The 23,944-nt window shown below is 63.6% G+C and carries 23 protein-coding genes; 8 read left to right on the forward strand and 15 right to left on the reverse strand.

All coding sequences use genetic code 11. From position 1 onward, the window contains the following. Nucleotides 1–2: 2 nt before the first annotated feature. Nucleotides 3–1,067, forward strand: coding sequence for an A/G-specific adenine glycosylase (gene mutY / locus NK8_RS01225; protein ID WP_213226892.1), 1,065 nt, complete (start codon nt 3–5; stop codon nt 1,065–1,067). Here the strand turns inward: mutY and NK8_RS01230 are convergent. The 11 genes from NK8_RS01230 to kdsD form a co-directional block, all read right to left on the reverse strand. Continuing rightward, nucleotides 1,064–1,696, reverse strand: a complete 633-nt coding sequence (locus NK8_RS01230) for an LON peptidase substrate-binding domain-containing protein (protein ID WP_213226893.1) — start codon at nt 1,694–1,696, stop codon at nt 1,064–1,066. The genes mutY and NK8_RS01230 overlap by 4 nt on opposite strands. Nucleotides 1,697–1,755: 59 nt before the next feature. Beyond that, nucleotides 1,756–2,628, reverse strand: coding sequence for an RNase adapter RapZ (gene rapZ, locus NK8_RS01235; RefSeq protein ID WP_213226894.1), 873 nt, complete (start codon nt 2,626–2,628; stop codon nt 1,756–1,758). An 82-nt stretch (nt 2,629–2,710) separates the two neighbouring features. Further along, complete coding sequence (hprK, locus tag NK8_RS01240; RefSeq protein ID WP_061172712.1) at nt 2,711–3,679, reverse strand: HPr(Ser) kinase/phosphatase; 969 nt, start codon at nt 3,677–3,679, stop codon at nt 2,711–2,713. Between the two features lie 187 nt (nt 3,680–3,866). Next, nucleotides 3,867–4,358 carry a PTS IIA-like nitrogen regulatory protein PtsN gene (gene ptsN / locus NK8_RS01245; protein ID WP_353622641.1) on the reverse strand — a complete coding sequence of 164 codons (492 nt, stop codon included), beginning with the start codon at nt 4,356–4,358 and terminating at the stop codon, nt 3,867–3,869. A 382-nt stretch (nt 4,359–4,740) separates the two neighbouring features. After that, a complete protein-coding gene (gene raiA / locus NK8_RS01250; protein WP_162064789.1) occupies nt 4,741–5,100 on the reverse strand; it encodes a ribosome-associated translation inhibitor RaiA in 360 nt (119 codons plus the stop codon). 184 nt (nt 5,101–5,284) lie between these two features. Further along, a complete protein-coding gene (locus NK8_RS01255; protein ID WP_162064790.1) occupies nt 5,285–6,802 on the reverse strand; it encodes an RNA polymerase factor sigma-54 in 1,518 nt (505 codons plus the stop codon). Between the two features lie 151 nt (nt 6,803–6,953). Further along, on the reverse strand, nt 6,954–7,721 hold the full coding sequence (gene lptB, locus NK8_RS01260; RefSeq protein ID WP_174257975.1) for an LPS export ABC transporter ATP-binding protein: 768 nt from the start codon (nt 7,719–7,721) through the stop codon (nt 6,954–6,956). Nucleotides 7,722–7,732: 11 nt separating this feature from the next. Continuing rightward, nucleotides 7,733–8,419: a lipopolysaccharide transport periplasmic protein LptA gene (gene lptA, locus NK8_RS01265; RefSeq protein ID WP_213226895.1), complete on the reverse strand. Its 687-nt coding sequence runs from the start codon at nt 8,417–8,419 to the stop codon at nt 7,733–7,735. Between the two features lie 30 nt (nt 8,420–8,449). Further along, on the reverse strand, nt 8,450–9,052 hold the full coding sequence (gene lptC / locus NK8_RS01270) for an LPS export ABC transporter periplasmic protein LptC (RefSeq protein WP_061172717.1): 603 nt from the start codon (nt 9,050–9,052) through the stop codon (nt 8,450–8,452). Nucleotides 9,053–9,056: 4 nt separating this feature from the next. Then, nucleotides 9,057–9,596, reverse strand: coding sequence for an HAD family hydrolase (locus NK8_RS01275; protein ID WP_061172718.1), 540 nt, complete (start codon nt 9,594–9,596; stop codon nt 9,057–9,059). Then, nucleotides 9,596–10,579 (reverse strand): arabinose 5-phosphate isomerase KdsD, encoded by a 984-nt coding sequence (gene kdsD, locus NK8_RS01280; protein WP_162064793.1) that lies wholly within the window; start codon nt 10,577–10,579, stop codon nt 9,596–9,598. Before kdsD ends, NK8_RS01275 begins: the two co-directional genes overlap by 1 nt. 161 nt (nt 10,580–10,740) lie before the next feature. Between kdsD and NK8_RS01285 the strand changes: the two genes are divergently transcribed. Genes NK8_RS01285 through purU form a run of 5 tightly spaced genes read left to right on the forward strand, consistent with a single transcriptional unit; the run spans nt 10,741 to nt 15,735 of the window. Next, nucleotides 10,741–12,735: a monovalent cation:proton antiporter family protein gene (locus NK8_RS01285; protein ID WP_162064794.1), complete on the forward strand. Its 1,995-nt coding sequence runs from the start codon at nt 10,741–10,743 to the stop codon at nt 12,733–12,735. Between the two features lie 60 nt (nt 12,736–12,795). Beyond that, nucleotides 12,796–13,362 carry an adenine phosphoribosyltransferase gene (locus NK8_RS01290; RefSeq protein ID WP_162064795.1) on the forward strand — a complete coding sequence of 189 codons (567 nt, stop codon included), beginning with the start codon at nt 12,796–12,798 and terminating at the stop codon, nt 13,360–13,362. A 1-nt stretch (nt 13,363) separates the two neighbouring features. Next, nucleotides 13,364–13,978, forward strand: a complete 615-nt coding sequence (locus NK8_RS01295; protein ID WP_213226896.1) for a LysE family translocator — start codon at nt 13,364–13,366, stop codon at nt 13,976–13,978. A gap of 10 nt (nt 13,979–13,988) precedes the next feature. Next, nucleotides 13,989–14,834, forward strand: coding sequence for an NUDIX hydrolase family protein (locus NK8_RS01300; RefSeq protein WP_213226897.1), 846 nt, complete (start codon nt 13,989–13,991; stop codon nt 14,832–14,834). Nucleotides 14,835–14,865: 31 nt separating this feature from the next. Then, entirely contained in the window at nt 14,866–15,735 is an 870-nt protein-coding gene (gene purU, locus NK8_RS01305; protein WP_213226899.1) for a formyltetrahydrofolate deformylase, read from the forward strand. A gap of 64 nt (nt 15,736–15,799) precedes the next feature. On the opposite strand, the gene NK8_RS01310 is transcribed toward purU, so the two are convergent. Both NK8_RS01310 and uvrA read right to left on the reverse strand, forming a co-directional pair. Then, nucleotides 15,800–16,891: an AI-2E family transporter gene (locus NK8_RS01310; RefSeq protein WP_162064799.1), complete on the reverse strand. Its 1,092-nt coding sequence runs from the start codon at nt 16,889–16,891 to the stop codon at nt 15,800–15,802. A gap of 99 nt (nt 16,892–16,990) precedes the next feature. After that, a complete protein-coding gene (uvrA, locus tag NK8_RS01315; protein ID WP_213226901.1) occupies nt 16,991–19,864 on the reverse strand; it encodes an excinuclease ABC subunit UvrA in 2,874 nt (957 codons plus the stop codon). A gap of 310 nt (nt 19,865–20,174) precedes the next feature. On the opposite strand from uvrA, the gene NK8_RS01320 reads away from it, so the two are divergent. Together NK8_RS01320 and NK8_RS01325 are read left to right on the forward strand one after the other, a co-directional pair. Beyond that, nucleotides 20,175–21,377, forward strand: coding sequence for an MFS transporter (locus NK8_RS01320; protein ID WP_213226903.1), 1,203 nt, complete (start codon nt 20,175–20,177; stop codon nt 21,375–21,377). A gap of 118 nt (nt 21,378–21,495) precedes the next feature. Then, complete coding sequence (locus NK8_RS01325) at nt 21,496–22,038, forward strand: single-stranded DNA-binding protein (protein WP_213226905.1); 543 nt, start codon at nt 21,496–21,498, stop codon at nt 22,036–22,038. An 81-nt stretch (nt 22,039–22,119) separates the two neighbouring features. On the opposite strand, the gene arsH is transcribed toward NK8_RS01325, so the two are convergent. Beyond that, nucleotides 22,120–22,842, reverse strand: coding sequence for an arsenical resistance protein ArsH (gene arsH, locus NK8_RS01330; protein ID WP_213226907.1), 723 nt, complete (start codon nt 22,840–22,842; stop codon nt 22,120–22,122). Nucleotides 22,843–22,857: 15 nt separating this feature from the next. Further along, on the reverse strand, nt 22,858–23,919 hold the full coding sequence (arsB, locus tag NK8_RS01335; RefSeq protein ID WP_213226910.1) for an ACR3 family arsenite efflux transporter: 1,062 nt from the start codon (nt 23,917–23,919) through the stop codon (nt 22,858–22,860). Nucleotides 23,920–23,944 lie beyond the last annotated feature (25 nt).

A 23,944-nucleotide genomic window follows, 5' to 3' on the forward strand; every position in this document is an offset into this window, starting at 1 on the left:
CGATGCTCGCTCTCACCGATTTTTCGTCGCGCCTCATCGCGTGGCAACGCATTCACGGCCGGCACGACCTGCCGTGGCAGAACACGCGCGACGCGTACCGCATCTGGCTGTCGGAGATCATGCTGCAGCAGACGCAGGTCAAGACCGTCCTTCCGTACTACGCGCGATTCCTCGAACGCTTTCCGACAGTGACCATGCTCGCCGATGCGCCCATCGACGACGTCATGGCGCTCTGGGCCGGGCTCGGCTACTACTCGCGCGCGCGCAATCTGCATCGCTGCGCGCAGGTGGTCGCGCACGAACTTGGCGGCGCGTTTCCGCAGACGGTCGATGCGCTCGCAATGCTGCCGGGCATCGGACGTTCGACGGCGGCGGCGATCGCGTCGTTCGCGTTCGGCGCGCGCGCGACGATCCTCGACGGCAACGTGAAACGCGTGCTCGCGCGCGTGTTCGGCATCGAGGGATTTCCGGGCGAGAAGCGCGTCGAGAATGCGATGTGGGCGCTCGCGGAATCGCTCTTGCCGGACGCCGCGAACAAGGACGAAGTGACCGCGTACACGCAGGGCCTGATGGATCTCGGCGCGACGCTCTGCGTGCGCGGCAAGCCGGATTGCGCGCGCTGTCCATTCGCATCGGATTGCGTGGCGAAGGTTGAAGGACGACAGCGAGAGTTGCCCGCCGCGCGCCCGAAGAAGGCCGTGCCGACGCGGAAGACGTGGATGCTGATCCTGAAGGACGGCGATTCGATCCTGCTGCAGAAGCGGCCTTCGATCGGCATCTGGGGCGGACTCTGGAGCCTGCCCGAAGCGGCGGACGAGGCCGCGCTGACGGAGGTCGCGCACAATCTCGGCGCGAGCCGTCACCCGCTTCAGCGTCTCGCGCCCTTGTCGCACGCGTTCACGCACTTCAAGCTGGATATCGAGCCGCGGCTCGGCGAAGCGCGCGAAACGCCGCGCGAGTTGATGGACACCGAAACCGTCTGGGCGCCGCTCGCGCGGATCGATTCATACGGTGTGCCCGCGCCGGTGCGCAAACTGCTCGACGCGCTGTCCGGCTCACTGATCTAAAGCAACTGATGGTGCTGCATGTAGTGATGCACCACGTCGATGCGCGCGCCGGCATCCATCAATTCCATCAGCTTCTGGCGGGCGCGCATCGGAATCGGCAGGATTTCGGCGAGGCGGTTGGATACCCAGGTGGGGTCGTCGTATAGAAACGGTTCGACGAACGGAAGATTCTGCGGCTCGCGCTCCTTGATCGTGTCGACGATGCGCTCCAGCACTTCCGCGCATGCGCCGAACTTCGCGAGTGCCTCGGCGCCCTGGAGTGGTTCGTCATCGCCCAGCAGCTGGGCCGTGCCGACGATCAGATTGCTCGGCTCCACGCGATGATCCGTCAGTTTGAAGCGCGCAGTGCCGCGCGCCTGAACGAGCAGCAGGCCGAAGGTATCGACATCGCATTCCGAGATCTCGGCCAGGCAGCCGATGCTTTCCGGCACCGACGGATCGCCCGGCGACGCGACCTCGTGCCCGCTCTTCAGCAGACACACGCCGAACGGCGTTTTCTCGCGCAGACACTCGCGCGCCATGTCCAGATAGCGCGCCTCGAAAATCTTGAGCGGCAGCAGGCCGCCGGGAAACAGCACGGTGTGAAGCGGAAACAGCGGCAAGTCGGCCAGAACGGGATTCGAGGACATCGCGCCCCTCCAGGGTGGACCGCCAGTGCGGCGATCCGGTTCGCGTGTGAGGCGCGCTGTCACCCAGCCGGGATGGGCGCGTCACGATGCCGCACGATCACGTTTGCCGTCTCGCAAAAGCGCGCGGCGAGCGCCTCCGCGATGAACACCGAGCGATGCTGGCCGCCCGTGCAGCCGATCGCAACGGTGAGATAGCTGCGGTTGTCGTCGCGAAAGCGCGGCAGCCATTTGCCGACGAACGCGCCGATATCGTCGATCATCTCGCCGACCAGCGGCTGCGCGGTGAGGAAATCGATGATCGGCTGGTCGAGGCCCGTGAACGGGCGCAGTTCGCGGTCGTAGTAGGGGTTCGGCAGCGTGCGCACGTCGAACACGAGATCGGCGTCGAGCGGCACGCCGCGCTTGAAACCGAACGACTCGAACATCAGCGTGAGGTCGGCGGCTTCGGTTTCGACGAAGCGCTTGACCCATGCCCGCAGCACGTTCGCGCGCAGGTTGCTCGTGTCGATCTGATGGCCGTACTCGGCGAGACCCGCTACCAGTTCACGCTCACGCTCGATCGCTTCGGCGAGCGAGTTCAGCACGCCGACATCGGCTTCGCGCATCGGCGGGCCGGACAACGGATGCCGCCGGCGCGTCTCGGAGAAGCGTTGAATCAGCGATTGCGTGCTCGCGTTGAGAAACAGCACGCGCAAGTCGTAATCGCTCGATAGCTGACGGATGATGGCCGGCACTTCATCGAGCGAGAGGCTCGAGCGCGCGTCGATCGCGACGGCGAGGCGTGCCTGGCCTTCCTTCGCGAGATAGGCGGCGAGTTCGGGCAGAAAACGCGGCGGCAGGTTGTCGACGCAATAGTAGCCGCCATCTTCCAGGGCGTTCAGCGCGACGGACTTGCCGGAACCGGAGATGCCGGTGATCAGGATGATACGCATGGGTCTCGAGGGATTCGCTTTCTCTTAGCTTAGCACCTGCGCCCGATTCGATCCGGCACGCGCGACGCGGTGCATCGCGCGATCAGATCAGTTTGCCGGGAAACTGGCTGTCGGGGTCCTGCATCGCAAGGCGTTGACGATCCATGAAATCGCGCAGGGTGTCGATGCCGCGCAGCTGCAGAATCGTATTGCGCACGGCGGCCTCGACCAGCACGGCGAGGTTGCGGCCCGCCGCCACCTGAATTGTCACCTTGCTGATGGGCAGGCCGAGCACGTCAACAGTCTGGCTCTCCAGCGGCAGGCGCTGGAATTCGCCGTCCGGGCGGCGCACGAGTTGCACGATCAGCTTGAGCTTCATCTTCCGGCGCACGGCGGTTTCACCGAAGATCGTCTTGATGTCGAGCAGCCCGAGGCCGCGCACTTCGAGCAGATTCTGCAGGAGCGGCGGGCAGCGGCCTTCCACGAAGTCGGGGCCGAGGCGCACGAAATCGACGGCGTCATCGGCCACGAGGCCATGTCCGCGGCTGATGAGTTCGAGCCCGAGTTCGCTTTTGCCGAGACCGGAATCGCCGGTGAGCAGCACGCCCATGCCGAGAATGTCGATGAACACGCCGTGCAGCGTCGCGCGCGGCGCGAGGATGCGCGACATGTACGCGCGCAGGCTGTCGATCACCGCCGCCGCCGACATGCGCGTGGTGAAAAGCGGCGTCGACGAGCGCGTGCAACGCAGGACGAGTTCCGGCGGCGCGCCGACTTCGCCCGCGACCACGAGAAACGGCGGCTCGAGCGCGATCAGTTCGGCCATGTGGCGCGAGCGGTCTTCGTCGGACTGGCGCTGGTAGTAGTTGATCTCGGCGTCGCCGAGCACCTGGATACGGTTCGGGTGAATCAGGTTCAAGTGGCCGACGAGGTCCGCGCTCGATGTCGCGTTGGCGACCGTCTCACTCGAGAATCCGCGTTCCCAGCCCTCGTGCCCGGTGAGCCAGCTGAGCTTCAGAGTGGCGGCGTTGTCGTCGAAAATGCTTTGGGCGTTGATGCTGGACGTATCCATGAGGCCGGAACTCCGTTGGAAGCCGGGAGCAGCCTTCGCGGAACGACGAAGCGGGTCGCTTCGATACGCCGCATGGCGCTGCGTTTGACCGATTGTGCCCTAGAAGCTTCGCGTAAGCGAGGCGCCCCGTGGCGCGAGAGCGGCGTGGGGCGGGCTACAGACGCGATTCGCTATGCTCGCGTACTTGTCACGGTTGCCATTGCGTGAGCACTTGATAAAGCGCGTCACGATTTTCTTCCTTGTGCAGACGCTCGCGCGCGTCGCTGTCGGAGAGCAGTTGCGCGATCTCCGAGAGAATTTCCAGATGCTGTTGCGTCGCCTGCTCGGGCACGAGCAGGAAGATCAGCAGAGAGACCGGCTGGCCGTCGGGCGATTCGAACGCGACCGGTTCGGCGAGGCGCACGAAGGCGGCGAGCGGTTGCTTCAGCCCCTTGATGCGGCCGTGCGGAATCGCGACGCCTTCGCCGAGGCCAGTCGAGCCGAGGCGCTCACGAGCGAAGAGATTGTCGGTGACGATGCTGCGGGCGATGCCGTTCTGGTTCTCGAAGATCAGGCCCGCTTGCTCGAATACACGCTTCTTGCTGGTAACGGACAGTCCGAGAACGACGTTCTCGATGGGAAGAAATTTGGCTAAACGATTCATGTTGGCAGGCTGATGCGTGGCCTGATAGCTCCTCATCGTGGCCGCTGTCTGAAAGCGCTCACGGCGATGGTGAAACCAAAAGTGCGCTGGCGGCGTTCCCAAGCAGCGTTCCCGACGGCGATCCAAAAAAATTACCGGACCATTATAGAACAGGGCAGAGCCCTATGGTGCGCCGCGCCATTGCACCGATCTGCAATCCAATTTGCAGGACAAAGCCCTGAAAATCAATGGCTTGTGCCTCCTTACGGCGAAAATCCAACAAAAAAGCCGCCAGTCGGGGCGGCTTCGGTTCGATGCGAGCGCGAGTTCGATCGGTTTCGGATATTTGAGCATTTCCTCGAATCGTGCCCGCCGGCCTGTGGCGGCGGGCTTCGCGATCATCCGGCGATCGGGCGGCGCGCTCGCGCGCAGTGCATATTCACTGCGACGGCGCTTCCACTTCCTGCGGTTCGCCGCGATACTTCACCGACTCGTGGGCATGACCCTGGATCTTGCCCTTGTGCTTGATGACCTGCCGGTCGAGCTTGTCGACCATCAGGTCGATCGCCGCGTACATATCAGCGTCACAACTCTCGATAAAAATGTCCTTACCCTTTAGGTGCAGGTTGATTTCTGCCTTCTGCCTCTTTTCCTTTTCCCTATGATTGTCGACCGAGAGGACAACGTTGCCGTCGATCACTTGATCGAAATGACGGAGCACCCTGTCCAGTTTCGTGATCACGTACTCGCGCAACGCAGGCGTCAATTCGAGGTGGTGTCCACTGATCTTCAGATTCATAGTTGCTCTCCAAGCTAATGGCCGTAAGATCACGTCGGCTCGTCCGATACCGGTCGGCTGTGCATTCCGTCAGCGCGTCATCCCGGCGCGACTGAAAAACGGGATGCATCGGCCGGCACGTCCGCGCTCTCGCGATGCGGCCGGGAAACGCCCATCGCAACACGCGATGGACTACAGAGACGGGTCATAGAGACTTGCGCAGATTCACTGCAGGGATCTTGAGGGCTTCGCGGTACTTGGCGACGGTGCGCCGCGCGACCACGAATCCTTGTTCCGCCAGCAGTTCGGCGATGCGGCTGTCTGAAAGAGGAGTTTTGGGGTCTTCCGCTCCTATCAGTTGCTTGATGAGGGCCCGGATCGCCGTGGACGATGCCGCGCCTCCCGTGTCGGTCGAAACGTGCGATCCAAAGAAGTACTTAAATTCAAGCGTCCCGAATGGGGTGAGCATGTACTTCCCTGTCGTCACACGAGAAACCGTCGATTCGTGTAATCCCAGCGTATCAGCAATCTCCCGCAAAACCAAGGGCCGCATGGCGATTTCACCATGTGCAAAGAAGTTCTTTTGACGCTCCACAATGGCCTGCGCGACACGCAGGATCGTCTCGAACCGCTGCTGAATGTTCTTGATGAGCCAGCGCGCTTCCTGAAGCTGCTGACGCAGTGAACCGCTGCCAGGGTCTCCACGATTGTTGCGCAGGATATTCGCGTACAGATGATTGATCCGCAGCTTCGGCACGATCTCCGGATTCAGCTCCGCCGTCCAGCCGCTCGCGCTCTTGCGCACGAGAATGTCCGGCACCACGTAATCCGCTTCGCTCTTTCCGTACGCGGCGCCCGGAAACGGCTCCAGCGACTTGATCAGCACATGCGCGTCGCGCAGGGCGTCGTCGCCTGCCTTCAGTTGTTTGCGCAGGCGCGTAAAGTCACGCGCGGCGAGCAGTTCCAGATGGTTCGTGACGATCTCGAGCGCGAGCGTGCGCGTGGCCGAGCCGTCGAGCCGAAGCAACTGCAGCTTCAGGCATTCCGATGCCGAGCGACCGCCCACACCGGGCGGGTCGAAACTTTGCAGCAACGCAAGCGCTGCGCTGAGTTCGTCGAGATCGACTTCGAGTTCCTCGGGCAGATCCATCTGAACCTCATCGAGCGATGAAGTCAGATAACCGTCTTCGTCCAGCGATTCGATCAGAAACGTGACGAGCGCGCGATCGCGCTGATTCGCCGCGGTCATGCGCAACTGCGCCGTCAGATGGTCGCGCAGCGTCGTGGTCGATTCGTGGATTTGCAACGGCGGGAGATCGTCGTCGTCGGAGGCGTTGTTCGAGCGGCCGTAGTCTTCCAGATTCCATGAACTCGAATCCTGGCCGCTGTCCGAACCCATGCCGTTGTATTCGTCGACGCCCTGTGGTTCGCTGCTTTCCGAACGTTCGGAACTGGACGTGCTTGACGACGAGCCATTGCTCATCATCGACTCGGACGGCGCGTTCTGCGTCGCCGGCGATGCGATCAGCGATCCGTCCGCGGCAACGCGCAGCGGGCTCGCGATCCAGTCGTCCTCGTTCTCGAGCAGCGGATTCTGGGCGATGGCCATCGCGACTTCCTGCTGCAGTTCGAGCGTCGACAACTGCAGCAGCCGGATCGACTGCTGAAGTTGCGGGGTCAGCGCAAGATGCTGCGAGAGGCGGAGTTGGAGGCTGGCTTTCATGGCAAAGTTTTATTCATTGTAGAGAGTTTGCCACGCGCGCGAAACCTCGCGGCGATTCCAAAAAGCGCATGCCGCCCGGGAAGGGCGGCACGTAAGATTTGCTGCTTCGGCTTGATGCGGCGCACTAATTCCGCATCTCATCCGGCCGCACTCACATGCGGAAATGTTCGCCGAGATAGACGCGGCGCACGCTTTCGTTCTCGATGATCTCACTCGGCGCGCCCGCCGCGAGCACGGAGCCGTCGCTGATGATGTACGCGTGATCGCAGATGCCGAGCGTCTCCCGCACGTTATGGTCGGTGATCAGCACGCCGATGTTGCGCTGCTTCAGAAACTTCACGATCTTCTGAATTTCCAGCACCGCGATCGGGTCGACGCCCGCGAACGGTTCGTCGAGCAGAATGAAGCTCGGGTTGGTCGCGAGCGCGCGCGCGATCTCGACACGACGGCGCTCGCCGCCCGACAGCGACAACGCGGGGTTCTCGCGCAAGTGCGCAATCTGCAGTTCGTCGAGCAAGGCTTCCGCGCGCTTGGTTATGGCGTCTTTGGACAGGCGCTTGCCGGATTCATCCGTTTGCAGTTCCAGCACCGCGCGGATGTTCTGCTCGACCGTGAGCTTGCGAAACACCGAGGCTTCCTGCGGCAGATACGACAGGCCGAGATGCGCGCGCTGATGGATGGGCAGGAGGCTGATCGAATTGCCGTCGAGGTCGATCTCGCCGGCGTCGAGCGGCACGAGGCCGACGATCATATAGAACGACGTGGTCTTGCCCGCGCCGTTCGGGCCGAGCAGGCCGACCACCTCGCCGCTCTTCACATCGAGCGAGACGTCCTTTACCACGGTGCGCGACCCGTAACGCTTCTTCAGATTACGGACGACGAGCGAACTCGACTCGCCTTCCGGCTTGCGGTGGGGCATGGCGGGCGCATTCACTGCTGCGGGTTTCCTTGAATGGTGTTCGACGGAGCAAGCGTGGCAGGCGACCCGTTCAGCGGCGCGGCGCCGCCCGAGCGCGGCGCGAGCATCGCGCGCACCCGGCCGCTCGGATTGCCGGGACTAGCCTGGTCCTTGCCGGCGGTTGCCGTATAGAAGTCCTTCTGGCCGTCGTACGTGATCACGCTGCCGTGCACTTCGTCCTGCACTTTCGTCAGGCCCTGCAGGCGGCGCACGACGGCGCGCGTCGTGAGCTTGGTGAAGTCGTTCTTGCCGTCGTAGTCGATGCGTACCGCGTTGCCGTCGATGTACTCGTCCAGGCCGTCACGCTTCTGGCGGAAATACGAGAGGTTATTGCCCGTCGACGTGCCGGTCGCGTACTGATAGCCCTGCGGATCCTGCGTGACTTCCACGCGATCCGCCTTGATGACGATCGTGCCCTTGGTCGCGACCACGTGACCGGTGAAGACGTTCTTCTGGCCGAGATCGTCGTAGGACATGTTGTCCGCTTCGATGTTGAGCGGTTTGTCGCGGTCTGCCTTCTCGGCGTGCGCCGGCAGCGCGGCCAGCGCTAGCCCGACAGTCAGGGCGGCAGCGAGCCCGGCCCGCACGGCGTGCGTGGCGTGGCGCGCGAGCGTTGCGCGCGCATGGCCGCCATCGGGACGAGGGAACCTTTCGTTCATGCAGTCACAATTCGGATGGGAGTGCCGGGGTTATTTCGACGAGCCGCCGTTGATATCCGTGGCGGCGATCGCACCGCGCACGTTACCGAATAGCTTCATTACCCGGGTCACGTTGTTGTAGTTCATGCCATCGGCCGTCATCACGGACGGGCCGCGCTGAAGTCTAACCGGTTTTTCCGTTTCGATGACATCGTCGTTCACCAGCACGCGAAAATGCTGGGAATCAGCCTGCATCTGCGGATCTCCGTAGCCGGCCGCGCGCAGGATGCGGGCGTCGTCGTAGAGATCGACGATCGAGACGTCACCATTGACCGTGCCGCGCAGGGCCGTCGCCGTGACGGTGGGCTTCTGCGGCTGGAACATTCGCATCGCGGGCAGCGTCAGGTCGCTGATTTCGTCGTCTTCGTAATGCACCATCGACTTCGCCGTCAGACGATATTGCGTCGTGCCGGTGGCGTCGAGTTCGGACACGGAAAAGTTGTTGGCGAAATAGTCTGGCGTGTGGCGCTTTTCCGGCGGCGGCGCCTGGCCGGCCGAAGGCAGCGACGCCTGCAGCAGCCAGTAAGTGCCGCCGGCGAGCGCCGCCACGGCGACGAGCGGCAAAAGGGACGCAAGCTTTCCGGGACGCTGCATGGGCTCAGCCTCCGAGCGCCGCCGCGAGCAGCGCGTCATAACGATGCTGCGCGCGCAGGATCGCATCGCAGACTTCGCGGACCGCGCCGTGTCCGCCGCGCGCTTCCGCGACCCAGTGCACGCGCTGAATCACTTCAGGATGAGCGTTCGCGGGCGCTGCCGCGAAGCCGCAACGGCGCATCACCGCGAGATCGGGCCAGTCGTCGCCCATATAACCGCATTCGTCGGCCGCGATGCCGGTCGCGTCGAGCAGCTCGGCGAGCGCGACGGTTTTATCCGCGACGCCCTGATAGAGATGCGTGATGCCGAGTTCGCGCGCCCGCGCCGCGACGATGCCGGATTGCCGTCCCGTGATGATTGCCGTCTGCACGCCGACCGACTGCAGCATTTTCACGCCGTGGCCGTCGAGCGAATTGAACGATTTCATCGTGTCGCCGTCGGCGCTGAAGTAGAGGCTGCCGTCGGTGAAAACGCCGTCGACGTCGAACACCATCAGCTTGAGCCGGCTCGCGCGTTCGGCGGCGGTGGGAGGCTTCTGCGCCATCAGATTACCTTCTTGGAGAAGAGGTCGTGCATGTTCAGTGCGCCGATCAGCGTCGCATCGGTGTCCACGACCAGCATCTGATTGATGCGATAGCGCTCCATCAGTTCCACGGCTTCGACCGCGAGATGGTCCGGCGCGATCGTGCGCGGATTACGGCTCATGACGTCGGCGATCTTCAGCGCACGGAAATCGCCGTCGCGCTGAAGGATGCGGCGCAGATCGCCGTCGGTGAAAATGCCGTGCACGTGACGATTTTCGTCGATGACGGCGGTCATGCCCATGCGCTTGTCGGTGATCTGGAAGAGCGCGTCCGAAACGGTCGCGTCGAGCAGGACGACCGGCACTTCGTCGCCCACGCGCATCACGTCGCGCACGTAGGTGAGCAGGCGCCGGCCGAGCGCGCCGCCCGGGTGGGAGCGCGCGAAATCGTCGGGACCGAAGCCGCGCGCGTCGAGCACGGCGACGGCGAGCGCATCGCCGAGCGCCATCGCGGCGGTCGTGCTGGCCGTGGGCGCGAGATTCATCGGGCACGCTTCCTTGTCGACGCGCGCGTTCAGATGCATGTCCGCCAATTGCGCGAGACTGGATTCGGGACGGCCGGTGATTGCGATCAACTTCGCCCCGAGCCGCTTGATGAGCGGCAGAATGGCGACAAGCTCTTCGGTTTCGCCCGAGTTCGACAGCGCGATGAAGATGTCGTCGGCGGTGACCATGCCGAGGTCGCCGTGGCTCGCTTCGGCCGGATGCACGAAGAACGCGGGCGTGCCGGTGCTGGCCAGTGTCGCGGCCAACTTGCGCGCCACATGGCCCGACTTGCCGATGCCCGAAACGACCACGCGGCCGCGACAGCCGAGCAGCGTTTCGACCGCGTTCGTGAAGTTTTCGTCGAGAAGTTCGGAAAGCCCGCGAACCGCGTCGGCTTCGATCTGGATTACGTTGCGAGCCAGCGCCAGTGCCCGGTCGCCATTGATTTTCGCTATCATGCGCGGAGTATAGCAAAGGCGATTCCGGGCTGCCCCTCAGGCAGCCCGGCACGCCGCCGCCTATCCGCCCCCCGCGGGCCCCGGCGTCAGGGGCTTTTTCAAGATTCCGGAGCGCGTCAGCAAAGCGCTTCGGCTCGCCGCCGAACGAGGACGCTAGACGGATGACATCTCCGCTCGAAATGACGCTGTTGCTGCTGCTCTGCTCCGTGGCAGGCGTCGTCGTATTCCGCTATTTCAATCTGCCGCCGATGCTCGGCTATCTGGCGGTCGGCATCATCGTGGGGCCGCACGCAGCGGGTATCGCGCCAGATACGGACCGCGCGCAGCATCTCGCCGAATTCGGCGTGGTTTTCCTGATGTTTTCCATCGGGCTGGAGTTCTCGCTGTCGAAGCTGCGCTCGATGCGGCGCATCGTGTTTGGACTCGGCGCGAGCCAGGTCGCGGCGACCATCGCGCTCGCGCTCCTGTTCGGCTGGATCGCGCACTTCTGGATCAACATGACATGGCAGGCGAGCTTCGCGCTCGGCGGCGCGATGTCGATGTCGTCGACGGCCATCGTCAGCAAGCTGCTCGCGGAACGGCTCGAACTCGAAGCGGAGCACGGCCGCAACATCTTCGGCGTGCTGTTGTTTCAGGATCTGGCGGTCGTGCCGCTGCTCATCATCATCGCGGCCTTCGGCAACGGCAATTCGTCGCAGCTCGCGATGTGGCTCGGCATCGCCGCGGTGAAGATCGTCGTCGCGCTGACGGTGCTGCTGTTCGTCGGCCAGAAGTTCATGACGCGCTGGTTCGATATCGTCGCGCGGCGGCGCTCGCAAGAGCTGTTCATGCTGAACCTGCTGCTCGTGACGCTGGGCGCGGCGTTCATCACCGACAAGTTCGGCCTGTCGCTCGCGCTCGGCGCGTTCATCGCGGGCATGCTGATCGCGGAGACGCCGTACCGGCATCAGGTGGAAGAGGACATCAAGCCGTTTCGCGACGTGCTGCTCGGTCTCTTCTTCGTGACGACCGGCATGCTGCTCAATCCGCGCGTGATCTGGGAGCATCCGTTGCTGGTGCTCGGCTTCTTCGTCTTGCCGATTCTGCTCAAGGCCGTGATGATCACCGGTCTCGCGCGCGTGTTCGGCGCGTCGCCGGGCGTCGCGATGCGAACGGGCCTCGGGCTCGCGCAGGCGGGCGAATTCGGCTTCGTGCTGCTGAACCTGATTCTGGATTCGCATCTCGTCGACCCGATCATCCTGCAGGCGATTCTTTCCGCGATGCTCCTTTCGATGCTCGCCGCGCCGTTCATCATCCAGAACGCGGACCGCATCGTGCTGCGGTTGTCGTCGACGGAATGGATGCTGCAATCCTTGCAGATGACGAAGATCGCGACGCAGAGCCTGAAGCAGAGCGGCCACGTGATCATCTGCGGCTACGGCCGCGCGGGGCAGAATCTCGCGCGCATGCTGGAGCAGGAAGGCATTTCCTACGTCGCGCTGGATCTGGACCCGGACCGCGTCGCGGCGGCGGCGGCGGCCGGCGAGTCGGTCGTGTTCGGCGATGCCGGGCGGCGTGAGTCGCTGCTCGCGGCGGGCCTGCATCGCGCGGCGACGATCGCGATCACCTACGCGAACACACCTTCCGCGATGCGCGTGCTGCACAACATCCACGAGCTCGCGCCGACCTTGCCCGTGATCGTGCGTACGGTCGACGACGCCGATCTCGAAAAGCTCACCGCCGCGGGCGCGACGGAAGTGATTCCGGAGATCGTCGAAGGGAGTCTGATGCTCGCGTCGCACACACTCGTGCTGATGGGCGTGCCGATGCGTCGCGTGGTGCGGCGTGTCGAGGAAATGCGCGATGCGCGCTATAGCCTTCTGCGCGGCTATTTCCGCGGCGCCGACGACGACGACGACGACGATGGCCACGAGCAGGTCCGGCTACAATCCGTACCCATCGACGCAAATTCCGAAGCCGTCGGGCATTCGCTCGACGATCTCGGGCTCGTCGGCGAGGGTGTCGAGGTGACCGCGATCCGGCGCCACGGCATCCGGGGCGTCGAACCCGACCCCGACACCAAGCTGCGCGCGAACGATATCGTCGTGCTGCGCGGCCTGCCCGAAGTGCTGGCGCTTGCCGAAGAACGGCTCTCGCGCAATCGCCGGGCGGCGTAGTCTCTCTCTTTTGTCACCAAGGCGAACGCGCGGCCTCACGGCGCGGACTCCGGAGAAGTCATGTCCCTTACCCCTTCGAACGCCCAGCTCGACGCCGCGCGTTTCATCAAGGAACGCGTGCGTACCGTCGACGACTGGCCGCAGCCCGGCGTGCAGTTTCGCGACATCACGCCCGTCCTGCAGGATCGCCGCGCGCTGCGCACGCTGATCGACCTGTTCGTGCAGCGCTATATCGACGAGAACGTCAATGTGATCGCCGGCATGGACGCGCGCGGTTTCATCATCGGGCCGATTCTCGCGTACGAGCTGAGCCTCGGTTTCGTGCCGATCCGCAAGAAGGGCAAGCTGCCCTACAGGACGCTCTCGCAGTCGTACGACCTGGAATACGGCAGCGCGACCGTCGAGATTCACGAGGATGCGTGCAAGCCGGGAGATCGCGTGGTGATCGTCGACGATCTGGTCGCGACCGGCGGCACCATGATGGCGGGCAAGATTCTGCTAGAACGGCTCGGCGCGAATGTGGTGGAAGCGGCGGCAATCATCGATTTGCCGGATCTCGGCGGCTCGAAGCTGCTGCGCGAAAACGGCGTGCCGCTCTATACCGTGTGCGAATTCGGCGGACATTGAGATGCCCAACTTCCTGCTCTTTCTGGCGGCATCGGTCGCGATTACCGTCGCGCCCGGTCCGGACAATCTTCAGGTGCTGGCGCGCGGCATTTCGCAAGGGCGTCTCGCGGGCCTCGTCGCAGCGCTCGGCTTCGCCTTCGGCGTGATCTTCCATACGACGCTCGCGGCGCTCGGCATCGCGGCGCTGCTGCGTTCGTCGCCCATGGCGTTTCAGGCGGTGAAGTTCGCGGGCGCGGCGTATCTGGTGTGGATCGGCATCAAGGCGTTGCGCAGTCATGGTCTCGCGACCGCGCACGAGCGTCCGAGCCAGCCGCTTTCGACGGTGTTCCGTCAGAGCGTGATCGGCAACATGCTGAATCCGAAAGTCACGCTGTTCTTCATCGTGTTCCTGCCGCAGTTCGTCGATCCGCACGGCGCGCAAGGCGTGATGCTGCAGATGTTCGAACTGGGCGGCGTGTTCATGTTGCAGACGGTCGTCGTGTTTTCGCTGTTCGGCATCGGCGCGGGGATGATCGGCGCGTGGCTGAAGCGCCGTCCGCGCCTGGGCGTGTGGCTCGACCGGCTCGCGGGCGTGACGTTCATCGCGCTGGGCATTCGCGTCGCGTTGCGCGACTGAGGGCTTGCGCATGACTTTGCCCGCCATCCTCGCCGCGCGCCATTTCGACGCGGCCGCGCACGCGCCGTTTTTCATCGGGGCTGAACGCGTCGGCTGGATTCGCCATGCCGATGTCGACGCGCTGCGCCGCTGGCCGGACGTGTTCGACGTCGACGCGGCATCGGTTCGCCTGCATGCATCGCTCGCCGATGTGAATACGCGCAGCGCCGCGCTCGGCGCGGTCATCGGCGCGCTTTACGCCGAAGGAAAAATCCCGGGCTGGCGCGACGAAACCTACGCGATCCGCAACGACTTCGACGCGCCGCCGCTCGCATTCATCGAGCGTGCGGCATCGCGATTCTTCGGCACGATGACCTACGCGGTGCATCTGAACGGCATCGTAAAATATCGGGACAAGGCGCCGCAGTTGTGGATCGCGCGCCGCAGCGACACCAAGGCGACCGATCCCGGCATGCTCGACAACATCGTGGCGGGCGGTATCGGCTGGGGTTTCGAGCTGATGCCCACGCTCGTGAAGGAATGCTGGGAAGAGGCGGGCATGAGCGCGGAACTCGCGCAAACCGCCGCGCGCGGCCGCACCTTCCATGTGCTGCAGTCCTTGCCCGAAGGCACGCAGGCCGAGCAGATCTTCGTCTACGACGTCTGTCTGCCGCCCGATTTCGCGCCGCGCAATCAGGATGGCGAAGTCGGCGAGCATCGTCTCGCGCGCATCGAAGATGTCGCGCGCTGGATCGAGGAGGGCGCGCTTACCGTCGACGCCAGTCTCGCGACGCTCGACTGCATGCTGCGCCACCAGTGGATCGACGAAGACGCGTGCGAAGGCATCGCCGCGCTGCTCGATCCGCCGCCGCTCTGAACATCAAGAATCAAACGAACGAGGAAAGGTCATGTCGACCGAACATAGTTTCTATCTGAAGTTGTCGTGCCCGGATCGTCCGGGGATCGTGCATGCCGTGTCCGGCTTCCTGTTCAACCTCGGCGCCAATATCCTCGACTCGGCGCAGTTCGGCGACAGCCGCACCGGCGAGTTCTTCATGCGCGTGCATTTTCAGGAAGTCGGCGGCGATCCCGGCCTCGAAGCGCTGCGCAAGTCCTTCACCGATCTCGCCGACGAATTCGGCATGCGCTGGGAGTTGCATGATGCGTCGGTGAAGCCGCGCGTCGTCATCATGGTGTCGAAGATCGGCCATTGCCTGAACGATCTGCTGTTCCGCTATCGCACCGGCCAGTTGCAGATCGAGATTCCGGCGATCATCTCGAACCACAAGGATTTCTATCAGCTCGCCGCGAGCTATGACATTCCGTTCCATCATCTGCCGCTTCTGAAGTCGACGCCCGAAGCGAAGGCCGCGCAGGAAGCGCGCGTGCTGGAAATCGTCGATCAGCACGATACCGATCTCGTCGTGCTCGCGCGCTACATGCAGATCCTGTCGGCGAACATGTGCGAGAAGCTCGCGGGCCGCGCGATCAATATCCATCACTCGTTCCTGCCGAGCTTCAAGGGCGCGAAGCCGTACTATCAGGCGTTCGACCGCGGCGTGAAGCTGATCGGCGCGACCGCGCACTACGTGACCTCCGATCTCGACGAAGGCCCGATCATCGAGCAGGAAGTGGAGCGCGTCGACCACAACATGACGCCGGATCAACTGACGGCGATCGGCCGCGATGTCGAATGCGTGACGCTCGCGCGCGCGGTGAAATGGCACGCGGAGCATCGCATTCTGCTGAACGGACACAAGACTGTCGTATTCCGTTAAAGGTGCTTCAGACGCGAAAACGCCCGCAAGATGCTTGCGGGCGTTTTCATTTGCGGACGACGTTTCAGACGAGCCGCAGATAAATCAGCTCGCGCTTGATATATCCGTAGAAAATCGGCGCGGCGATTACGCCTGGAATGCCGAACGCCGCTTCCATCGCGAGCATTGCGAGAAGCAGTTCCCACGCGCGCGCCTCGATCTGCCCGCCGATGATGCGCGCGTTCAGGAAATATTCGAGCTTGTGGATCAAGATCAGGAACGCGAGCGACGCGACCGCGGTGCCGAACGACACCGACAGCGAAATCCCGACGATGATCGTGTTCGAAATCAGATTGCCGACCACCGGCAACAGCCCGACGATGAACGTGATCAGCACCAGCGTCTTCGAAAGCGGCAGCCTCTCGTGAAAGAGCGGCAGCGCGACGAGCAGATACAGCGCGGTGAAGACGGCGTTGATCGCCGAAATCTTGATCTGCGCGAACACGATGCGGCGGAAGGCGTCGGCGAAGCGCGACACGCGCGCGACGAGCGCCGTGGACAGCGGCAGCCGATGATGCATCGCGCGCGGCGCGCTGACCGCGATGATCGCGCCGACGATCATGCCGATCACGATATGCCCGAAGCCGCGCGCCATTTCCTTGCCGCCTTGCTGCAGCATCTCGGCGTGCTTGTGCATCAGTTCGGTGGCTTTGTCCTTCATCTGCACGGTGTCCACGGGCAGATAATTCGCGATCCAGTCCGGCACGCTGAGGCGCGCGCTGGACGTGATGCTCATCAGCTGATCGAGCAGTTTTTGCAGGCTGGGGAAATCGCGCTCGAAATGTTCGATGGTGGCGATCGTCGCGCCGGTCAATCCGCCGACGATGATCGCGGAGATCAGCCCGACCGCGATGAGCCGCGCGCCCTTGCTCACGACGTGACGCTCGATCACGGGCGCCATCATGTGCGTGAGCTGAAACACCAGCATGCCGGCGAGCATGCCGCCGAGCAGTTGCAGCCTGAGCGTGAGGTACAGCGCCAGCAGCGCGAGAATATAGCTGCCGATTTCCACCGCCGACAGCTTCGGCAAGCTCATGTCGCTCGTCAGCCTGACGTGGCGCGTCGGCAGGTCCCGTACCCGTGCCTCCTCGTTGGCCGCTTCGTTGCGCTTCGCCATGACTGCGTTCCTTTCCCCTGCTGCGTACGACGGTTATTCGTGCCGCGGCGCGCGCGGCGCATCCCCATGGTCTGGCGCGCGGCGCCCCTGCGCCGGCGTTCAGGCCGCTGATTTGGCTCGTTGCAACAAGGGTGCCAGATATCTGCCGGTAAAACTCGCTTTCGACTTCGCGACCTGTTCCGGCGTCCCCTGCGCGATGATCTGCCCGCCACCCGCGCCGCCTTCCGGACCGAGATCGATCACCCAGTCGGCGGTTTTGATTACGTCGAGATTATGCTCGATGATGACGACCGTGTTGCCCTGATCTCGCAGCCGATGGATCACTTCGAGCAAAAGCGCGATGTCGTGGAAGTGCAGACCGGTCGTCGGTTCATCGAGGATGTACAGCGTCCGACCGGTATCGCGCTTGCTCAGTTCCAGCGAAAGCTTGACGCGCTGGGCTTCGCCGCCCGACAGCGTGGTCGCGGACTGGCCGAGCCGGATGTAGCCGAGACCGACGTCGAGCAGCGTTTTCAGCTTGCGCGCGACCACCGGCACCACCTTGAAGAACTCGTGCGCGGACTCGACCGTCAGGTCCAGCACCTCGCTGATGTTCTTGCCCTTGTACTGGATTTCCAGCGTTTCGCGGTTGTAGCGCTTGCCGTGGCACACGTCGCAGGGCACGTAGACATCGGGCAGAAAGTGCATTTCCACCTTCAGCACGCCGTCGCCCTGGCACGCCTCGCAGCGTCCGCCCTTGACGTTGAACGAGAAGCGGCCGGGGTCGTAGCCGCGCTCCTTCGCCGCCGGCACGCCCGCGAAAAGCTCGCGGATCGGCGTGAAAAGGCCGGTGTAGGTGGCCGGATTCGAGCGCGGCGTGCGGCCGATCGGAGACTGATCGACGGCGATCACCTTGTCGAAGTGCTCCAGACCCTCGATCGACTCGTACGGCGCCGGCTCGGTCGAGGAGCCGTACAGGTGCTGCGCGACCGCGTGCTGAAGGGTGTCGTTGATAAGTGTGGACTTGCCCGAGCCGGACACGCCCGTCACGCAGGTCAAAAGTCCGACAGGCAGATCCAGCGTCACGCGCTTCAGATTGTTGCCGTGCGCCTCGGCGATGCGCAGCATGCGCTCGTCCGGCGCGGTGCGCTCGGCGGGGTAGCCGATCGTGCGCTTGCCGGACAGATACTGGCCGGTGATCGAATTGGCGTCTTTCTGCACCTGAACCGGCGTGCCCTGGGCGACGATCACGCCGCCGTGCACGCCCGCGCCCGGCCCCATGTCGACGACGTAATCGGCCATGCGGATCATGTCCTCGTCATGTTCGACGACGATCACCGAATTGCCGATATCGCGCAGATGCTTGAGCGTATTGATGAGCCGGTCGTTGTCGCGCTGATGCAGGCCGATGGACGGCTCGTCGAGCACGTACATCACGCCGGTGAGCCCGGAGCCGATCTGCGATGCCAGCCGGATGCGCTGCGCCTCGCCGCCGGACAGCGTTTCGGCGCTCCGTTCCAGCGACAGATAATCCAGCCCGACGTTGTTGAGGAACGAGAGCCGCGCGACGATTTCCTTGACCACCTTGTCGGCGATTTCGCCCTTCGCGCCTTCGAGCCGAAGCGTCTGGAAGTAGCCGAGCGCGTCGCGCAGCGGCCAGCCGCTGATTTCGTAGATGCCGCGCGCCTGATCGTCCGCGCCGACTTTCACGAAACGCGCCTCGCGCCGCAGACGCGTGCCTTCGCACGCCGGGCACGGCTGATTGTTCTGGTATTTCGCGAGTTCCTCGCGCACGGCGGCCGAATCCGTCTCGCGGTAGCGCCGCTCCAGATTCGGGATGATCCCTTCGAACGCATGCTCACGCACCGACGCGCGTCCGCGCTCGTTGATGTACGAAAACGGAATCGCCTGCTTGCCGGACCCGTACAGCAGGATCTTGCGCACTTTTTCGGGCAGATCCTCGAACGGCGCGTCGATCTCGTATTCGTAGAATGCCGCGAGGCTCTGCAGCATCTGAAAATAGAACTGATTGCGACGGTCCCAGCCTTTCACCGCGCCCGCCGCCAGCGACAGCGACGGATGCGCGACCACGCGCTTCGGATCGAAGAAGGTGATCTGGCCGAGCCCGTCGCACTCGGGGCACGCGCCCATCGGATTATTGAACGAGAAAAGCCGCGGTTCCAGTTCCGGCAGCGAGTACGAGCAGATCGGGCACGCGAACTTCGAGCTGAAGAGCTTTTCCTTTTCGGTGTCCATTTCGAGCGCGATCGCGCGGCCGTCGGCGAGACGCAGCGCCGTTTCGAACGATTCCGCGAGACGCTGCTTCATGTCGGGCCGCACTTTCAGGCGGTCGATCACGACATCGATCGTATGCTTGTCGTTCTTTTTGAGCTTGGGCAGCGAATCGACTTCGTAGATTTTCGCGACACCCTCGTTCGCCGTGCCGCCGCCCGAGCGGATGCGAAACCGGATGAAACCCTGCGCCTGCATTTCCTCGAACAATTCGACGTGCTCGCCCTTGCGATCCGCGACGACGGGCGCGAGGATCATCAGCTTGGTTTCCTCGGGTAGCGCGAGCGCGGCATCGACCATTTGCGAGACGCTTTGCGCCTCCAGCGGAATCAGGTGATCCGGGCAATACGGCGTGCCGACGCGCGCGTACAAGAGGCGCAGATAGTCGTGGATTTCGGTGACGGTGCCGACGGTCGAGCGCGGATTGTGCGAAGTCGCTTTCTGCTCGATGGAAATGGCAGGCGACAAACCTTCGATCAGATCGACGTCCGGCTTTTCCATCAGCTGCAAGAATTGCCGCGCGTACGCCGAAAGACTTTCGACGTAACGGCGTTGACCTTCCGCGTACAGCGTATCGAATGCGAGCGACGACTTGCCCGACCCGGACAGCCCCGTGATCACAATCAGCTTGTGGCGCGGCAAGTCGAGATTGACGTTCTTCAGATTGTGGGTGCGAGCCCCACGAATGCGAATTTCTTCCACGAGTGTGTTCCGGGGTTCTCTCTGGTGTTTTCAGCGGCGCTTTCATCCGCTCCGGCGGGCCATGTTGCCTGTGCCGGGCGGAAAGAGAGGGGGCCAAACCTGCTACTATAACGACTTTTAAAGGGCGCAGCGCCCGAGCCCGAAGGGCCGGATGCGCGGCGATCGGCCGGCGCGGGGGCTTGCTGGCGAGGCACGCGGCGGCCCAGGCCGTGTGTCCCATATAGTGCCGTTTCGAGCAAGAACAAGGCGACCGCGCCTGGCTGCGCCGCAGGCCAGGCCAGACGCGACTCTCATCCATTTCCCGTTTCTGATGTCCAATCCGTCTGCCACGTCCACACGTCTGAGCGCGCCGGAACTGCGCGCGACCGTGTCGCTCGCCGCGATCTTCGCCCTGCGCATGCTCGGGCTCTTCATGATCATGCCGGTGTTTTCCATCTACGCGAAAACCATCCCCGGCGGAGACAACGTGCTGCTCGTCGGCATCGCGCTCGGCGCGTACGGCGTTACGCAATCGATGCTCTATATCTTCTACGGCTGGGTGTCCGACAAGTTCGGACGCAAGCCGGTCATCGCGTTCGGTCTGCTGGTGTTCGCGCTCGGCAGTTTCGTCGCGGCCGTCGGGCACTCGATGACGTGGATCATCGCGGGGCGCGTGATTCAGGGCATGGGCGCGGTGTCGTCGGCGGTGATCGCGTTCATCGCGGACCTGACGCACGAGGAAAACCGCACCAAGGCGATGGCAATGGTCGGCGGCAGCATCGGCGTGTCGTTCGCGGTGGCGATTGTCGGCGCGCCGATCGTGTTCCATTGGGTCGGCATGAGCGGGCTTTTCACGGTGATCGGCGTGCTGTCGATTCTCGCCGTCGGCGTGGTCTTCTGGGTCGTGCCCGATCCGCCGGCGCATCCCGTTCACGTCAAGGCGCCTTTCGCCGAAGTGCTGCATAACGTCGAATTGCTGCGTCTGAACTTCGGCGTGCTCGTGCTGCACGCCACGCAGACCGCGCTGTTTCTCGTCGTGCCGCGCATTCTCGAGGAAGGCGGGCTGCCGGTCGCGTCGCACTGGAAGATTTACCTGCCCGTGATGGCGCTCGCGTTCGTCATGATGGTGCCGGCCATCATCGCCGCCGAGAAACGTGGAAAAATGAAGAGCGTCATGCTGAGTGCGATCGGGCTTATCCTGATCGGTCAGTTGTTATTGGGCGCCGCTCCTCATACGCTGTGGTCAGTGGCCGCCATTCTGTTCGTGTACTTTCTCGGCTTCAACGTGCTGGAGGCATCGCAGCCTTCGCTGGTGTCGAAGCTCGCGCCGGGCACGAGAAAGGGCGCGGCAGCGGGCGTGTACAACACGACGCAGTCGATCGGCCTTGCCATGGGCGGGGTGATCGGCGGCTGGCTGCTCAAGCTCGACGGGCCGAGCGCGGTGTTCTTCGCCTGTTCGGGGCTGGTGCTCGCGTGGCTTCTGGTCGCGGCCGGAATGAAGGCGCCGCCGCGCCGGACCGAGCGCGCGGCCTGAGAGAATTTTTGAACCATCGAATCAAACCGGCGCGGTGCAGCCGACGTCACGTCTGAAGACGGGATCGGCCAATCGCATCGTACGGTTGACAGTTAGCAAGGAATCTACCGGAGAAATCATGGCATCAGTCAACAAGGTCATTCTCGTGGGCAATCTGGGCGCCGACCCGGAAACCCGCTATCTCCCGAGCGGCGACGCCGTGGCCAATATCCGTCTCGCGACGACGGACCGCTACAAGGACAAAGGCTCCGGCGAATTCAAGGAACTCACGGAGTGGCATCGTGTGGCGTTCTTCGGCCGGCTCGCCGAGATCGTCAACGAGTATTTGAAGAAAGGCTCGTCGGTGTATATCGAAGGGCGCATCCGTACGCGCAAATGGACCGATCAGTCGGGCCAGGAGCGTTACTCGACCGAAATCGTCGCCGATCAGATGCAGATGCTCGGCGGCCGCGGCGGCGCGGGCGCTGGCGGCGATGACGGCGGCTACAGCCGCAGCGCACCGATGGAGCGCTCCGGCGGCGGCGGTGGTGGTGGCGGCCGGGCCCCTGCCGGCGGACGCCCGAGCGGCGGCGGCGCTGGTGGCGCGGGTGGCGGTTCGAGCCGCCCGAGCGCGCCGGCGGGCGGCGGCTTCGACGACATGGACGACGATATTCCGTTCTGAGGTTTCGCTACCGAAAGCGTAAAGATCAACCCCGCCTTCGCGCGGGGTTTTTCTTTACCTGCGCGGACAAAATGGCCGGCATCATTCGCGTTCCATCGCGATCGCCGCGAGCGAGCTTGCCTCTTCCGGCTGCGCTTCCTTGCGTTCGCTGTAGCGATTCGTGAGGTAGTCCGATCGGTCACGAACCAGCAGTGTGAACTTCACGAGTTCTTCCATCACATCGACGACGCGATCGTAGTAGGACGAAGGCTTCATCCGGCCGGTCTCGTCGAACTCCTGCCAGGCCTTGGCCACCGACGATTGATTGGGGATGGTGACCATACGCATCCAGCGGCCGAGCACGCGCAACGCGTTCACCGCGTTGAACGACTGCGAACCGCCGCATACCTGCATGACGGCGAGCGTGCGGCCTTGGGTCGGTCGAATTCCGGCTGACTCCAGCGGCAACCAGTCGATCTGGTTCTTGAACACGGCGGCGAGCGTGCCGTGCCGTTCGGGGCTGCACCATACCTGTCCTTCCGACCACTCGGAAAGCTTGCGCAGTTCGACCACCTTCGGATGATCGGCTGACACGCTGTCGACCATCGGCAGGCCGGAAGGATCGAACACACGAGTGTCGGCACCGAACGTTTGCAACAGACGTTCGGCCTCCAGCGTGAGAAAACGACTGTACGACGTCGGTCGCAGCGAGCCATATAGCAACAGGATTCGCGGCGCGTGTGTCGAAATCGTTCGGGGCTGCAGCTTCTCGCTGTCGGGGATGTCGGCGTGGGCAGCGTTGAGATTCGGGAGATCTGGAAACATGTCTGTGGAAAGTGGTCAGGCGGCTTCGTACCAGCGTTGCGAACGATTGACGACGCCCACCACCAGCAGCATGACCGGCACCTCGATGAGCACACCGACGACCGTGGCGAGTGCCGCGCCCGATTGAAAGCCGAACAGACTGATGGCCGTGGCGACGGCCAGCTCGAAGAAGTTGCTTGCGCCGATCAGGCTCGACGGTCCAGCGACGCAATGCGCGACGCCAAGGCGGCGATTGAGCAGATAAGCGAGCCCCGAATTGAAAAACACCTGAATCAGGATCGGCACGGCGAGCATCGCAATAACGAGCGGTTCTCGCACGATCGCCTCGCCCTGAAAACCGAACAGCAGTACGAGTGTTGCGAGGAGCGCAGCAATCGACCACGGGCCCAGGCGGGCGACGGTCTCCCTGAAGTGCGCCTCGCCTCTCGCTATCAGACGCTTGCGCAGCCACTGCGCGAGCAGCACCGGAATGATGATGTACAGTCCGACCGAAACGATCAGCGTGCCCCAGGGCACCGTGATCGACGACAATCCGAGCAACAGCGCCACGAGCGGAGCGAACGCAACGATCATGATCGCGTCGTTGAGCGCCACTTGCGAGAGCGTGAAGTACGGGTCGCCTTTGCACAGCTGCGACCACACGAAGACCATCGCGGTGCAGGGTGCGGCTGCCAGCAGAATCAAACCTGCGATGTAGCTGTCGAGCTGGCCGGCGGGCAGCCAGGCGGCAAACACGTGGCGCACGAAAATCCATCCGAGCAGCGCCATCGAAAACGGTTTGACCAGCCAGTTCACGAGCAAGGTCACGCCCATGCCCCGCCAGTGAGCGCCGACCTGCGCGAGCGCGGAGAAATCGATCTTGACCAGCATCGGAATGATCATCACCCAGATCAAAACGCCAACCGGCAAGTTGACCTGCGAGACTTCCATATCGCCGATCGCGTGAAAGAGTCCCGGAAAAATCTGTCCGAGGCCGATGCCCGCGACGATGCACAGCGCCACCCAAACGGTCAGGTATCGCTCGAAGAAGCCGATCGTCGAGGCAGCGTTAGCGCGCGTGGGGTCGGTCGTGCTCATTGGATTCCGCGATGTTCGATCGGCG

It is taken from the genome of Caballeronia sp. NK8, from assembly GCF_018408855.1.
Lineage (GTDB): Bacteria > Pseudomonadota > Gammaproteobacteria > Burkholderiales > Burkholderiaceae > Caballeronia.